This is a genomic window from Paludisphaera soli (assembly GCF_011064595.1).
Taxonomy (GTDB): Bacteria; Planctomycetota; Planctomycetia; order Isosphaerales; family Isosphaeraceae; genus Paludisphaera; species Paludisphaera soli.
In genome coordinates, this window is sequence record NZ_JAALJI010000003.1 from 200,124 (window position 1) to 214,147 (window position 14,024).

Here is a 14,024-nt window from a genome sequence, read left to right on the forward strand (position 1 = left end):
AACGAACCCAATTCCTGGAGCCAAAAACGAACCTTAAGTATTACCAATAAGAAATTTATGTCGATTGGGTTCGTTTGAGGCCGGCGCGAACGAACCTAATTCCCGCGAGCGACCCAGGCCGCCCGTTCGACGGTCTCGGAATCGCCGGTCAGTCCCTGGTGGGTCGAGGACATGGTCCCCGGGGCATGGTCCCGTGCCCGGCTGAACGGGGGTCCGAGAGGTCCGGTGGAATCTCAGCCGTCTTCATTTCGCGGAAATCCGTCACCGCAATGACGCGAGGTGCCACTCCCTGTCGAGCGATGGGAGGCCGCCCGGAGCGGCCCTTGGACGAATGGGACGGAACAGGACGGGGGGGGTTCGATGATGTGCGAGGACCGGGCCACGAACTCGGACGCGGAGTTGTGGAGACAGGTCCGTGAAGGGAGTCATTCGGCGTTCGAAGAGGTCGTCGCACGCTACCAGTCGCAGGTGGCCGGGGTCGCCTACAGCACCTGCGGCAGCCTGACGACCAGCGAGGACGTCGCCCAGGAGACTTTCTGGGCGGCCTGGCGGCAATGCGAGACGCTCCAGGACCCGTCCCGTCTCGGCTCCTGGCTCTGCGGCATCGCTCGTCGTCAGGCCGCGAACGCCGCCCGCCGGTCGGCCGGTCGGACCTCGGTCGCGGTCGAACGGATCGAGGATCGCGAGGCGCCCGATCTCTCCCCCGTCGAGGAAGCCCTCCGGCGCGAGGAGGAAGCGTTCCTCTGGGCCATGCTCTCGGCGATCCCGCCGATCTACCGCGAGGCCCTGGTCCTCTATCATCGCCAGGAACAGTCGGTGGCCGAAGTCGCCGCGAGTCTCTCCCTGTCGGAAGCCGCGGTCAAGCAGCGGCTGTCGCGGGGACGGGCCCTGCTCCGCGATCGCCTGGCCGACCGGATCGCCGACGGCCTGCGGCGAAGCCGTCCCGGCCGGTCGTTCACCGCCGGGGTGATGGCGGGGTTGTCCCTGGCCGCCGGCCCGAAGGCCGCCTCAGCTGCGGCCGCAGGCCTCGCCGCGAAGGCGGCCGTCGCCCCCTTCGCAGCCGGCGGCCTGCTCGGAATGCTGGCGGGCCTCGGCGGCGGATGGCTCGGCGCGTGGCTGCCGGCCCAGGCGGCGCCTTCGCTCACCGAGCGCAAGCTCATCCTCCGGTCCGGTCGCCGCATGCTTGTGGTCTCGATCGGGTTCGCCGCGGTCATCCTGATCCTCGTCCGCACTTTGGGCGGGACTTCGGCCTATCTACCCGCGTGGCTCGTCGCGATGCTCGCCTTCCAGGCGTGGGTGATCGGCGAGTCCTGGACATTGAGCCGTCGCATCCGGGAATTCCGCTCCACGCCTGTCCCGCCGGACGATCGGAACGCGACGGCCGTGCGACGGGCCCTGGAATCATTGGTCCGTAATGTGGAGGGCCGAGCCTACCGAAGCCGGTTCCGATTCCTTGGCCTGCCGCTCCTCGACATCCAGGCGGGCGATCCCCCGAAGTTCGACCAGGAAGGACGGGAGTTGGAGCCCGCGGCCCCGCGAAGGACCGCCACGGGCTGGATCGCCGTCGGGGACGAGGCGCGGGGGGTCCTGCTGGCGATGGGCCATCGAGCCTTCGGCGGCGTGGCGATCGGCGGGGCGGCGGTCGGCCTCGTCGCCTTCGGGGGCGTCGCGGTCGGCCTGGTGGGGGTCGGCGGGGTGGCGGTCGGACTCCTCGCCGCCGGTGGGGCGTCCCTCGGAGCCCTGGCGATCGGCGGCCTGGCCGTCGGCGATCTCGCCTTCGGCGGGGCGGCCGTGGGGTGGAGCGTGGCCGTAGGCGGCCTGGCCGTCGCCAGGGAGACGGCCCTTGGGGGAGCCTCATTCGCTCGCCACGTGGTCGTCGCCCCGGAGGCCGCCGCACGGTTGCTGACCGGGAGCGAGATCGGCGTCCCCGCCCTCGATCGACCGATCGTCCGCGCCGCACGCTGGATGCTGGGCCAGGGTCGGCCGCTCGGGATCGGCGTCGGCGCGGTGGCCGTGTCCCTGGAGGTGCTGCGACTTCGAATCCTGTACCGGCGACACGCCGCGACCCCACGATCGGTCTCGAAGGCGCTTGGCCTGGCCTTGCTGACGGGCCTGGCCGGATGCTCCAGCCCCGCGTCCCCGGCCTCACCCACCCGGCTCCGGCTGGGCAACGGTCTATCGGTCCTCTTGCGACCCGTGGCCGGGGCCTCGCAGGTGGCGGTCGTCGTCCTATACGATATAGGTGGCGACCACGACCCGGCGGGGCGTTCCGGATTGGCCCACTTGACCGAGCACCTTTACGTTACGGCCGCCGCGGGAGAGATGCCCGCCCGTTCGGCCCAGGATTTCTTCCAGCGTTATCCGGCGGGCTGTAACGCCCAGACGGGAGATCGTTACACGGTCTTCGCGACCGTCGGGCCTCCCGAGGACCTCGAAGCCCAGGTCGCCGAAGCCGCCGCGCGGATGGCCTCGCTCCGGATCACCGATGCTGACCTCGATCGGGAGAAGCCCCGCCTTGCGGCGGAACTGGCCTCCATGTTCGAGCAGTCGCCGAACCTGGCCGCGATCAACACCGCCCGCGAGGTCGTCCGACCGACGCCGAACGGAGGACGCCGGGGAGGCCTCGCCGAGCAAGTCTCGAGGCTCACGACGGGCGAACTCGTCGATCGCTGGCGACGTTTCTACAAGCCGCGCAACGCCCGCCTCGTCCTGACCGGCGCGATCGACGCGGCCAACGCGGCGACCCTGGTCCGTCGCCATTTCGATGCGATCTCCGAGGGCGAGGCGGTCCCCCCGCCCGGCGACCCCGGCGCGATCGCGACGCCTCGCGAACGGCTCATCCCCCGTCCGCCCGGCGATCCGACCGTCGCCGCCGCGGCCGTCGCCGCGCCGCTCCCAGGGTCCCCTGGCTATGCGGAGTACCTCGTCCTCGGCGCCCGGCTGATGAAGGAGGGCCAGGACGGATCCGGCGGCGTGCAGATCTACATGCCGATCCTGGACGACCCGGCGGCGCTCGTCGTCTCGACCGTCGCGGCGGCCGGAGAGACTGCGGAGGAGGCTGCACGACGGCTGGACCGTCGTCTCACGCACATCGTCTCGGCCGAACTCTCGCCCGGCGAAGCTCGGGAGGCGCAGGCGACGTTGGGCTTCTTCCTCGGGACCTCCGATCTGCCCGATCAAGCTTTGTCCGCCAACGTCTACGGCGTGGCGTTCACGCTCGGCCGCCGCGAACAACTCGGGATCGACCCCGAGCGGCTGAAGGGCGACTTCGAGCGAGTCACGCCCGAAAGCCTCAGCCGGATCGCTTCGGAAATCTTCGGCGAGTCGAGACGTGGATTGGCCCGAGTCGGCCCTCCGGGAGCCGCCCCCTGACGGGCGATCTGACCTTGTCGCCCGGGGGCTTTCCCTCTATGTTATCGTCCCAATGGATTGCCCCAGCGGCCGCGAGGCCGCGCACGAGTCGACATCATGGAGGGATGAACCGTGCTCCGCGCCTACACCGAGAATCTGTCCGCGACGAAGCGCGCCCGCCTCTGGCTCAAATACGTCATGTTCCCGGGCACCAACTGGGTGAGCCGGGACAAGTCCAAGGTCTGCCGGATGTTCCTCACCGGGACGCCGGAGCGGCCCGTCCGCACGCTCGACTGCGGCTGCGGCAACGCCTATTTCTCCCAAGAGGCCGTGAAGCGGGGCGCGAAGTGCCTCGGCATCACCATCCACGACTGGGAGAAGCACCACTGCGAGGAGATCCGCAGCTTCCTCGGCCTGACCGAGGACCAGCTCGCGTTCCGTCGGGCGAGCCTCGAAACCCTCACCGCCGATCCTTCGCAGCACTCCCAGTACGACCAGGTCATCCTGCTCGACGTCATCGAGCACATCCTGGACGCCCCCAAGGCGCTCCGCCAGATCCACGACCTGCTGGACGACGACGGCCTGGTCTACATCACCACGCCCGACCGCGATTGGCAGGGGAACGCCGATCGGATCCGCGTCACCCGCTACGAGGACGGCTGGCACGTCCGCAACGGCTTCACGTTCGAGCAGCTCGAACGGGTGCTGGAGGAGTCGGGCTTCGAGCCGGTGGACCGCCTTCGATTCGGCACGCTGGGCTCGACGGTCGTGACCTGGATCCAGCACCACGTCTTCCGATCGAAGATCGACCCGCTGACCGTGCTGACCTTCCCCCTCCTGAAGCTGATCGCGACGCTCCTGTCGCCCTGGAAGGACTCGCACACGATCTTCGTCCTGGCCCGCAAGAAGCGTCCGGCCTGACTCTCCCGAGGCCGTTCCGGGGCGGACCCCGTCGTCGCGTCGCGGAGTTGACCGGGCGCGCGGCACGCCTTAAGCTGGGGTCCTGCGCAAGTGCCGGCCGGTCCCGGCCGTCGATCGTCCCCCCACCGGAAAGTTCGACCAGGGAAGCATTGAAAGGCTGAGTTTCATGAACGCGTTCGATCCCCGCCCGCCGTTCTACCTGGGCATCGACCTCGGGGGGACGAACATCAAAAGCGGGGTGGTCGAGGATACGGGGCGTCCGCTCTCGTCCGTAAGCATCGAGACGCAGGCCGACCTCGGGCCCGAGGTCGGGATCGAGAACCTGGCCCGCGCCGGTAGGCTCGCCGTGGAGGCCAGCGGCCTGCGATGGGACCAGATCACCGGCGTCGGCCTCGGATCGCCCGGGACGATGGACCTGTCGCGCGGGATGCTCCTGGAGCCGCCCAACCTTCCCGGCTGGAATCAGCTACCGATCCGCGACTTGCTGGCGGCGAAGCTCCAGAAGCCGACCATCCTCCAGAACGACGCCAACGCCGCCGCCTACGGCGAGTACTGGGCCGGCTCGGGACGCAACACCCGGAGCCTCGTGCTCTTCACCCTGGGAACGGGCGTCGGCTGCGGCATCGTCACCGAGGGCCGGATCATCGAGGGCCGCCACAGCCACGGCGGCGAGTGCGGCCACATCATCATCCAGATGGAGAACGGCCGGCGGTGCGGCTGCGGCGCCTACGGCCACCTCGAAGCCTACGCCTCGGCGACGGCGGTCGTGAAGCGCGCCCTCGACCTCCTCGACGAGGAATCCACCCAGAGCGTCCTCCGAGAGATCCCGGCCGAGGCGCTGACCAGCCGCGCCATCAGCGAGGCCTCCGACGCGGGCGACCCGCTGGCCCGCCGGCTGATGAAGGAGACGGCCTACTATCTGGCCGTCGGAGCCGTCACGCTCCTGCACACGATCGACCCGGACATCGTGCTTTTCGGCGGCGGGATGATCGCGGCCGGTCAGCCGTTCCTCGACGAAATCCGCCAGCACGTCCAGAACATGGCGTTCCCGGCCGTCGCCAAGGGGACGCGGATCGACTACGCCGAACTCGGCGGCGACGCCGGCTTCATCGGCGCCGCCGGCTGCGCCCGAGACGCCTTCGGTCGCTGAGGCTGAAAGCGAGAGGCTCGACGACGGGCCGGACGGGCTTCGATGCCGATCCGGCCCGGACGCTCCCGCGGTTCACTCGGCCGCGTCGACCTTATCCTCGGCCTTGGCCTTCTCTCCCTTGCCGCCGCCGTCGGCCTTCTGCCGCGAGCGCAGGACCTTGAGGTCGGCTTTGTCGAGATGCCCGTCGCCGTCGACGTCGAGCCGATCGAAGGCCGCCGGCCGGCCTCGGAATTCCTCGCGGCTCAGCTTGCCGTCCTTATCGGCGTCCTGTGTGCGGAACCGCTCGATCAGGGCCCTGGCGCGCTCGACCTTCATGGCGGGGCCCGACTCGGCCGGCTCGGCTTCGGCGGCCTTGGCCTCCTCGGCCTTCGGCGCCTCCGCCTTCTTGGCGGCTTTCTTCGGCTTCGCCTTCCCCTCGGCCTTGCGAGCGGCGGCGACCTTCTTGACCAGGGCGTCGAACTCGGCCTTGTCGATTCGGCCGTCCTTGTCGGAGTCGCCTCGCGCGAGGAGCTTGCCGAACGCGGGCTTCTCGTTGGCGGCGACTTCCTTCGAGTCGAGGGCGCCGTCGTTGTCGACGTCCAGGTCCGCGAACAGCTCGCCGAGCCGCCGGGCCGGGCCCGCCTTCGGCTCCTCGCCGAACGAGCGGCCGACCAGCGCGAGGCTCAGGGTGAACAGGGCGAGGCCCGCCTTCGAGGCGTTACGCAACGGCATGGGGAAAGCTCCGGGACGATCGCCGCAGGCTCTCGGGGCCGCCTCGTCGCCGCGAGGCCCGGCCGTCGGAGTGTCGGCTGATCATCAAACCCCGGAACCGGCGAAGAGTCTCGCGCTTCAGGCCCCCGCGACGACGGCCGGGGCCGCCTCGACCGGTGACGGGAGGGGCCCGGAGACGAGGAAGTCCTTGATCTCGAGCTGGACCTTGCGGTAGCCGTTCCACTCGTCGACGCAGGGGTGGAAGACCACGCTGCACTCCACGTCGTGGGCCAGGTCCTTCCCCTTCTCGGCCATGTTCCACGCCACGGCCTTGAACACGGCGCTCCCCTGTCCCAGCTTGAGCTGCAGATGCTTCTTCCCCTCGCCGACGGCCCGGGGCTCGCCCACGACGCGCGCCTGGCTGGCGAGGAACAACGGGCGAGGGTTGCCCATCCCGTGAGGTTCCAGCTTCTCCAGGGACTCGACCACGTTCAGGCTGAGCATCGACAAGGGGACCTCGGCGTCGATCGTCAGCACGCGCTCGCGAAGCTCCGGGGTGAGGAGATCGCGGCAACGCGCGTCGAACCGCTCCGCGAAGGTTGGGAAGTGAGTTTCCGCCATGCGGACGCCGGCCGCCGCCGAGTGGCCGCCGAATCCGATCAGCCCTTCGGCACAGGACTGGATCGCGTCGTAGATGTTGAACCCGGGGACCGACCGGGCCGACCCCTGCGCGAACTCCTCGCCGAAGGCGACCAGGATGGTCGGCCGATGGTAGATCTCGACCAGCCGGCTGGCGACGATCCCGATGACGCCGGGATGCCATTCCTTGCGGCCGAGGACGATCGCCCCGCGATCTTTCAGCCCCCCTTCGGCACGAATCTGCTCCTGGGCCTCCTGGACGATCGCCCGCTCCACCTCCTGTCGACGCTGGTTGACGGCGTTCAGCTCGTCGGCTATCAGGTCGGCCAGGGCGTCGTCGCCGGTCGTGAGCATCTCGACGGCCCGCATGGCGCGTTCGAGACGCCCGGCCGCGTTGATCCGAGGCGCGAGGTTGAATCCGACCGTGCCCGCGGTGATCTTCGACCGTCCCAGGCAGTTCGCCACCCGCATCAGGGCGCGCATCCCGGTCGTCGGCGACGCCATGACGCCGGCAAGGCCGTGCCGGACGAGGATCCGGTTCTCGTCCCTGAGCGGGACGACGTCCGCCACTGTGGCCATGGCCACCAGGCCGAGCGACTTCACGAGGTAGTCGCGCAGGTGGGGCGAGGCCTTCTTGCCGTCGCCGAAGCTCTTGCAGATCTGCCAGGCGAGCTTGAATGCGACCGCCGCGCCGCAGAGGTCGCCGAAGGGGTACGACCCGCCCGGCAGACGCGGATGGACCACGACGTCGGCCTGGGGTAGTTCGGGACCAATGGTGTGATGGTCGGTCACGATGAACTCGAGCCCGAGTTCCCGGGCCAGACGCGCCTCGGCCACCGCCGAGATTCCGCAGTCGACCGTCACCACCAACGCGCCGGGGTGCTCGGCGGCGATCCGTCGAATGGCTTCCGGGTTGACGCCGTAGCCTTCCTGGACGCGATGCGGGATGTAGTAGGCGACCCCCTTCGAGCCGGCGAGCCGGAGCGCGGCCCAGAGCACGCTCACCCCGCAGACGCCGTCCACGTCATAGTCGCCGTAGATGACGATCGGCCGGTCCGCTCGGATCGCCCGGACGACGCGGTCGGCCGCGTCGACGGCGCCGGGAAGCGTCTCGGGATCGTTCAGCCCGTTGAGCCGCGATTCCAGGAAGGCCCGCGCTCGGTCGGCGTCGGTCACGCCGCGATTGATCAGCACCTGCGCCACCAGGGGGGGGATCCCCGCCGCGCGGCTCAGCGCGGCGATCTGGTCGCGATCAAAGGGTTTGACCTTCCATCGGGTCGACATCCGGCCCCACTCCCTGACCTTCGCGGTCGGCGGACGAACGACGCCGGGCCTCGACGCCGCCCCGCCGCCTCTGGAGAAGTATACACCATCCCCGCGAGGCGGCCCGCCCCGGTCAGAACCAATGGCGTCGCTTGGCGTAGGCGAGCATCCCCACCGGCGAGAGGCTCATGACCGCCAGGGACGCGAAGAAGAGGAACCACTTCGGCAGCCGGGCCTCCAGCTCCAGGGCTTCGCCGAAGAAGTTCATCCCGAAAAAGCCGACGATGAACGACATCGGCATGAACATGACCGTGACCATCGTCAGGGTCTTCATGATCTCGTTGCTGCGGTTCGACATCACCGACAGATAGGTGTCCAGGGTGCCGGCGATCAGGTCGCGCAGGCTCTCCGAGATGTCGTGGATGCGGACGACGTGGTCGTACACGTCGCGGAAGTAAATCCGATGCCCTTCCTTGACGACGCGGTAAGGATCGCGGGCCAACCGATTCAAGACGTCGCGCTGGGGGCTGAACGTCCGCTGGAGCTGGATCGCCGACCGCTTGATCCGGAAGATTTGATGGAGATTCTGCGGCCCCAGGCTCTCCATGACCGCGTCCTGGACCTGATCCACCCGCTCGTCGAGGACCTCGATGGCCGCGAGCGATTGGTCAACCGACCGGTCGAGGAAGCGGAAGAGCAGGTGGTCCGCGCCGTGCTTCATCCGATCCCGCGGGTCATGCTCGATGGCCTCCCGACCTTCGCTGAGGAAGGCGATCGGGGCTTCGTGGTAGGTCACCAGGTAGTTCGGCCCGAGAAAGACGTCCAACTCCTGGAGACAGAGGTCGTCCGAGATCGGGTCGATGCTGCTGGAATGGAAGACGAGGTACAGGTAGTCGTCCCAGTCGTCGATCTTGGGGATGTGCGATTCGCGAAGTGCGTCCTCGACCGCGAGAGGGTGGAACTTGAAGACGTTGAGGAGCAGGTGTTCGGCGGCCGGCGACGGCTCACCGGGATTGTCCTCGATGTCCAGCCAGAGCGTCCCGCGCACGTCCTGAATCGCCTCGTCGAGCCGGGCGATCGGCCAGTCCAGATGCATCTCCCCCTGCCCGTCTCGGAAGAGCGCCCGGAGCTTCAGGCCCGATGCGGGGGCGGCCTGACACGAGGCCGGCGGCGGATCGGACAGCGTCGTCATCGCCCGGCCTCCGGGTTGATCTGGGATCGCAGGAGTTCCTCCATGACGTCGATGCGGATCGGCGGCCCCGGCGGGACCTGCGTGGTCCTCCTTATCGGCGAGCTGTTGCGAAGCCGCCAGATCGCGCCGGGGTTGTCGATCGGGACGTCGACGAGCCGGACGATGTTGAGGCCGACGGGGGCTCTGGGCATCGTGAACGATCCGTCCGGCTTGATACGGGCCGAGGTCGGGTCCCCCAGCGTGCCGTCCAGCGGCTGGAATTCCACCCATCCTCGGTCGAGCGGCTTGCCCGCAAGGGTCACGACGCCCGAGACGGGGGTGGACGGGATGGCCTCGCGCCCGAGTTCTTCGGAGCAGCCGGCCGTGAGCAGGCCGAGGAGGCACGCGAGAGCCGAGGCTGGCGCAGTTCGGGTCGGGACGCTTGCTTCCATGTGGGGCCCCTTCAGGCGGCGGTCGTCTCGTCGGCGTGGCGGTCCCGCAATTGCTCCGCGAGGCTGAGGATGCGGCGGTCGTCGGGATGGGAGCCGGCTTGCGAGGCGAGGATCCTCCGCCCTCCCCGGGAGTCGCGGCCGAGATGGGGGCCGCTTCCCGAATCGGGCAGGAACAGCCGGCCTCCCGACTGCCGCTCGCCGGCCATCGAGGCCGCCGGCCCGAAGAGGACCAGATCGCCCCCGCTCATCCCCAGCCCGGCCCGCGGTCCGACCCGCGACGCGGCCACGATCAGGCCGCCACGTTGATGATACCCGACCGCGCTGCCCGTCGGTCCGAGGAGGAGCAACGACCCGGCGATCAGGCGACTCCCCGCTCCGTCCGCCGAGGCTCCCTTGCAGACGACGTTGAGGTTCGGGGCGTCCATCCCGGCCGCCAGTTCGGGGCCGGCGTCGCCCTCCACCTCGATGACCGCCCGCCAGGGTCCGCGAAGTCCCGCGAGGAGCAGGCGGTGGCCCGCCGGGCCTTCGAGGCGGATGCGGGTCGCCCCTCGCTTGAGGCGGCGGACGACCTCGGCGTTGATCTGGTGGTAGTCGCGCAGCTCGGTGACCGAGATGGGGGAGTCCGGCGCGGCCGGCTCCCCCTCGGGCTCGTGGTCATTGCGCACGGGGAATCCCGCCGGCTCCGGCGTTCGGGGTCGCCGCCGCCTGGGGGGGGGCGGCCTCCCCGGCCGGCGCGGCGTAGGACGGGCCGTTGGGGAAGAGGACCGGGTCGGCGGGGGGCGTCTTGGCGAGGAATGCCTTGAACGCCGCCAACTTCGTCTTGAGTTCGGCCGTCAGGGCGGGGATCTGCCCGGTCGGGGCGCCGATCAGCGCCGTCGCGGTCTTCGACGGGATCTTCATCGCATCCAGGTACTTCTGGACGTCGGCCTTGTTGGCGAGCGCCGGGCTGTTGAGCAGGCCGCTGTCGCGGACGCCGGGCTGCCCTTCGAAGGCCTGGAGGACGGGCCCGACCAGGACGGTCGTGAGCTGCTGCGAGCGGGTCCGGTTCTCCGTGAAGCCGTCGCCGATCTTCTCGATCAGGCTCGCGGCCAGCTGCGCCGCGGCGTAGGCGACGACCTCGACGTTGTACTTCGGGACGGCCGAGGTGATCTGCATGGAGCCCAGCGCCAGGGCGGCCTCGGCGCGGACCTCGGGACGCAGGGAGTCGTCGATGAGGTAGGCGAAGGCGGCGGCGGCCATGTCGGCCGTGCGTGGCGATGTCGGCATGAAGCCCTGACGGAGGGCGGTCAGGGCCTCCAAACCGCGATGCTGGACCCACCACGGCCAGGCCTTGTTCTTCAGGAGTTGGTCGGCGATCGTCTTGGCGGCCTCGCTCTCCTGAGACGCGGAGAGGCGGTTGGCCAGCAGCTTGATGTTGGTCACGCCGCGGAACGCCCAGAGCTTGACCCACACCGTCTGGGTCGGGTTCTTGATCTCGTCCAGGAACAGCTTGAGCGCGTCAGGATTCGCGGACTGGGCCAGGATGATCATGGCCTGGATCCGCGCCACCAGGTGGTGCTTGAGGAGGGGCGGCAGCTTCTGGAGCAGGATCTGGTTGTACTTCGCCTGGAACGCGGAGTTCTTGGCGCTTCGCGAGGTGAAGACGGGTTCGAGCAGGTTCGACGTGGCCACCTGGATGGCCCTCGAGACGCTCGCATTCTGTTCGGACGCGGGGTCGACGACGGCTTGCAGGTTCCGCGTGTTGGTCATCTGGCCGATCATGCCGTTGACCACATTGGTGATCACGTTGACGTCGACCGCCGCGAGGGGATTGACGGCCATCTGCTTGACCTGATCGATCTCCTGCTGCGTCGCGGTCCGCTGCGCGCGGATCTCGGGGAACTTCTTCGGGTCGAGGAGGGGCTCGACGGCCGGATCCTTGTAGACCTCGAGGGCTGCGGCCTTGCGCGAGGCCGAGGGGTCCACGGGCGGGCCGTCCGCCTCGGCCTCGGTCGCGGGCTCGCCCTCGGCGGCCTTGGCGGTGGGGTCCTGAGGATTCGAGTCCGCCGCCTTGGCGGGGGCCTCTTGCGCCGGGGCGGGTGCGGGGGCGGCCCCCAACCAGGTCCACGCCAGGAGGCCGATCAGCCCCAGCCGGACGCCTTCGAGATGAGGCGCGACGCGCCCCGGGGCGGTGAACACCTTGATCATTGCGGCAAACCTCGTGAAAAGCCCCTCGGACGCATGCTCGGCCAGGGAACACGATCCGTACGCCCCCGGCGAGGTCGGACGCCTCTCGCGGCGACCCGCCGCATCCCGCGGAGCGGGGCGGCCCGTCGCGGCGCCGTGCGGGCCCCGGGAAGATTTCGAGAGAAGGAGAAAGGGGAATCGGCGGCGCAGGCTTGCTCGGGAATCCGGACGACTGATCGTCCCGTCGAGGGCCCCGTCGTCAACTCATCTCGTCTGGTTCACGGCACTTCCAACGACGAAACCTGAAGTTGAGGCTACCCCGCCGACCGGCCCCTGTCAAGTCGCCGCCCGGCTCCTCGCGACCGGACTTGACCGGCCTCGGGGCGTTGCTCCGAAACCAATCGCGGCGGCGCCGCCGACCCGTTCGCGGGCCGGACCTTCAGGCTCCTACGCGGGTCGGGTTGAGCCGTCGTCGTTCCCTCCCTAGAATCAGATACGCACGTCGCGAGGAAATCGTTCCCTCGGATCACGGGCCCGATCCGCCGATCCCAGAAAACCGATCCGGCGGCCTTCGCCGTCCGCCGGAGACTGGATGCCTGAAATGAGCCAGCGTCGCTACCTGTTCCCGAACGTCATCGAGATGAACTACCAGGCCCGTCGCCGGATGGGGGTCAACGTGTACCTCATCGACGGGGGGGACGAGTACATCCTCATCGACGTCGGCTTCCTCGAAGACGCCGTCGCGGTCCTCCAGTTGATCCGCGAGCTGGGCTACAGCTTCTCCAAATGCAAGATGATCCTGGCCACCCACGCCGACGTCGACCACACCCAGGGCCTGGCCCGGGCGCGCGACGTCCTCAAATGTCCGGTCGCGGCCCATCCCAAGAGCGTCGCCGCCATCGAATCGGGTGACGAGCTTTTCACGTTCGCCCGCATCGACGCGCAGGGGATCAGCATCCCCATGCCCAAGTGCAAGGTCGACGTCGAGATCGACGAGGGGAGCAAGATCCAGGTGGGCGAGCGGACCCTGGAAGTCTGGAGCACGCCCGGCCACGCGGCGGGCCAGCTCGCCTTCCGCATGGACGACCTGCTCTTCTCGGGCGACAACATCTTCCGCGACGGCTGCGTCGGGGCGATCGACGCCCACCACGGCTCGAACATCCCCGATTACATCGCCAGCCTGAAGCGGATCCGCGACTCCGACGCCGCGTTCCTCCTCCCCTCACACGGCCCGATCTTCCGCAAGGATCCGGCCCTGCTCGATCGCACCATCGCCCGGCTGGAGGGGTATTCGCACATGTCCGACTTCGGCACGTGCGCGGTGGATTGGCCGCTCATGGACGCCTGGGAAGACGAGCTGATCCGGCCGAACGTCGAATTCTGAGCCGCGACGCGGAGCGGGGCGTGACGCCGGTTCTCGGCTCCCCGCCCCGCGCCAAGGGGCTCGACCTCAGCGGCGGACGAGCCCCGCCGTCGCGCCGATCGCGCTCAGGCCGGCGACGAGCAGGGTTGAGAAAAGGCGGGCCTGCGAGGTCGTCGCGATCGGGTCGGAGATCCCGTCCGTCGGCAGGAGCAGGCCCCCGGCGATCTGGAAGGCGACTGCCCCGAGCAACCCGCCCGCCCCGCCACCGATCAGGGCCGCCACGCGCCGAGCCTTCGGCCCCTGCGCACCGAGCCCCAGGGCGAAGGCGCCGGAAAGGCCGATCACGATCGAGATCGCCCCGTGCAGGATCAGCGAAGGGATCAGGTCGTCCTCGAACGAGCCGACAGCCCGGGCGTGCAGTCTCACGCCGACGTAAGCGACAAGACCTGAAGCCAGGCCTCCCGCCGCCCCGACGAGCGCCGCCTTGACGGCCCCGGCGCCCGAACCCCGCGCAAGGCCTCCGGCCGCGCCCAACGCGACGCCCAACAGCGCGCCGAGCAGCCCGTACCTCCGGCCCGCCGTCGAGATGAGCGCGGCCAGCTCCGTGGCGCCGGTCGTCCCTTCGTGCTTCTGCCCCATCGTTTCCATGGGGACTTTCTTCGCCTCGACGCGGACCAGGCTCGTCTCGCCGGCGAACCAGGTCGCGACGGCGGCGACGAGCGAGCCGGTCAGCGTCAGCAGCCAGAGCCTCGAAGGCCTGACGGCCGGCGGACCGTTCGTGGCGTAGTCGACCCTAAGGACCTCGGGCGTCGTCGGTTCGGATTCGGGATTGGGATGCATGCGGAGACCTGTGATCGT

General features: G+C 69.4%; 11 protein-coding genes. 4 read left to right on the forward strand and 7 right to left on the reverse strand.

Annotated features, from left to right (window positions below; translation table 11 throughout):
* The first annotated feature begins 360 nt into the window (after positions 1–360).
* The 3 genes from G6O68_RS06010 to G6O68_RS06020 all read left to right on the forward strand — a co-directional run bounded on the left by G6O68_RS06010 (position 361) and on the right by G6O68_RS06020 (position 5,422).
* Positions 361–3,372, forward strand: coding sequence for a sigma-70 family RNA polymerase sigma factor (locus tag G6O68_RS06010; protein ID WP_165245870.1), 3,012 nt, complete (start codon positions 361–363; stop codon positions 3,370–3,372).
* A 111-nt stretch (positions 3,373–3,483) separates the two neighbouring features.
* Positions 3,484–4,272, forward strand: a complete 789-nt coding sequence (locus tag G6O68_RS06015; protein WP_165245872.1) for a class I SAM-dependent methyltransferase — start codon at positions 3,484–3,486, stop codon at positions 4,270–4,272.
* 166 nt (positions 4,273–4,438) lie between these two features.
* On the forward strand, positions 4,439–5,422 hold the full coding sequence (locus G6O68_RS06020; RefSeq protein ID WP_165245874.1) for an ROK family protein: 984 nt from the start codon (positions 4,439–4,441) through the stop codon (positions 5,420–5,422).
* A gap of 72 nt (positions 5,423–5,494) precedes the next feature.
* Here the strand turns inward: G6O68_RS06020 and G6O68_RS06025 are convergent, their stop codons facing one another.
* The 6 genes from G6O68_RS06025 to G6O68_RS06050 form a co-directional block, all read right to left on the reverse strand.
* Complete coding sequence (locus G6O68_RS06025) at positions 5,495–6,133, reverse strand: EF-hand domain-containing protein (RefSeq protein WP_165245876.1); 639 nt, start codon at positions 6,131–6,133, stop codon at positions 5,495–5,497.
* Positions 6,134–6,250: 117 nt separating this feature from the next.
* Positions 6,251–8,035: a single-stranded-DNA-specific exonuclease RecJ gene (recJ, locus tag G6O68_RS06030; RefSeq protein ID WP_165245878.1), complete on the reverse strand. Its 1,785-nt coding sequence runs from the start codon at positions 8,033–8,035 to the stop codon at positions 6,251–6,253.
* A 112-nt stretch (positions 8,036–8,147) separates the two neighbouring features.
* On the reverse strand, positions 8,148–9,206 hold the full coding sequence (gene corA, locus G6O68_RS06035) for a magnesium/cobalt transporter CorA (RefSeq protein WP_165245880.1): 1,059 nt from the start codon (positions 9,204–9,206) through the stop codon (positions 8,148–8,150).
* Entirely contained in the window at positions 9,203–9,637 is a 435-nt protein-coding gene (locus G6O68_RS06040) for a hypothetical protein (RefSeq protein ID WP_165245882.1), read from the reverse strand. The genes corA and G6O68_RS06040 overlap by 4 nt, the downstream gene beginning before the upstream one ends.
* An 11-nt stretch (positions 9,638–9,648) precedes the next feature.
* Positions 9,649–10,302: a glutamate synthase gene (locus G6O68_RS06045; protein ID WP_165245884.1), complete on the reverse strand. Its 654-nt coding sequence runs from the start codon at positions 10,300–10,302 to the stop codon at positions 9,649–9,651.
* Positions 10,292–11,824: a hypothetical protein gene (locus G6O68_RS06050; RefSeq protein ID WP_165245886.1), complete on the reverse strand. Its 1,533-nt coding sequence runs from the start codon at positions 11,822–11,824 to the stop codon at positions 10,292–10,294. Before G6O68_RS06050 ends, G6O68_RS06045 begins: the two co-directional genes overlap by 11 nt.
* A gap of 580 nt (positions 11,825–12,404) precedes the next feature.
* Between G6O68_RS06050 and G6O68_RS06055 the strand changes: the two genes are divergently transcribed.
* The gene (locus G6O68_RS06055; RefSeq protein WP_165245888.1) at positions 12,405–13,187 is read left to right on the forward strand and encodes an MBL fold metallo-hydrolase; all 783 of its coding nucleotides are present in this window, start codon (positions 12,405–12,407) and stop codon (positions 13,185–13,187) included.
* 66 nt (positions 13,188–13,253) lie between these two features.
* On the opposite strand, the gene G6O68_RS06060 is transcribed toward G6O68_RS06055, so the two are convergent.
* Positions 13,254–14,006 (reverse strand): hypothetical protein, encoded by a 753-nt coding sequence (locus tag G6O68_RS06060; RefSeq protein WP_165245890.1) that lies wholly within the window; start codon positions 14,004–14,006, stop codon positions 13,254–13,256.
* Positions 14,007–14,024: the final 18 nt, after the last annotated feature.

Excerpts from the sequence above, each read along its gene's own strand:
- G6O68_RS06010 (WP_165245870.1), top strand. The coding sequence starts at position 361 with ATGATGTGCGAGGACCGGGCCACGAACTCGGACGCGGAGTTGTGGAGA.
- recJ (WP_165245878.1), bottom strand. The coding sequence starts at position 8,035 with ATGTCGACCCGATGGAAGGTCAAACCCTTTGATCGCGACCAGATCGCC.
- G6O68_RS06020 (WP_165245874.1), top strand. The coding sequence starts at position 4,439 with ATGAACGCGTTCGATCCCCGCCCGCCGTTCTACCTGGGCATCGACCTC.
- corA (WP_165245880.1), bottom strand. The coding sequence starts at position 9,206 with ATGACGACGCTGTCCGATCCGCCGCCGGCCTCGTGTCAGGCCGCCCCC.
- G6O68_RS06040 (WP_165245882.1), bottom strand. The coding sequence starts at position 9,637 with ATGGAAGCAAGCGTCCCGACCCGAACTGCGCCAGCCTCGGCTCTCGCG.
- G6O68_RS06055 (WP_165245888.1), top strand. The coding sequence starts at position 12,405 with ATGAGCCAGCGTCGCTACCTGTTCCCGAACGTCATCGAGATGAACTAC.
- G6O68_RS06060 (WP_165245890.1), bottom strand. The coding sequence starts at position 14,006 with ATGCATCCCAATCCCGAATCCGAACCGACGACGCCCGAGGTCCTTAGG.
- G6O68_RS06025 (WP_165245876.1), bottom strand. The coding sequence starts at position 6,133 with ATGCCGTTGCGTAACGCCTCGAAGGCGGGCCTCGCCCTGTTCACCCTG.
- G6O68_RS06050 (WP_165245886.1), bottom strand. The coding sequence starts at position 11,824 with ATGATCAAGGTGTTCACCGCCCCGGGGCGCGTCGCGCCTCATCTCGAA.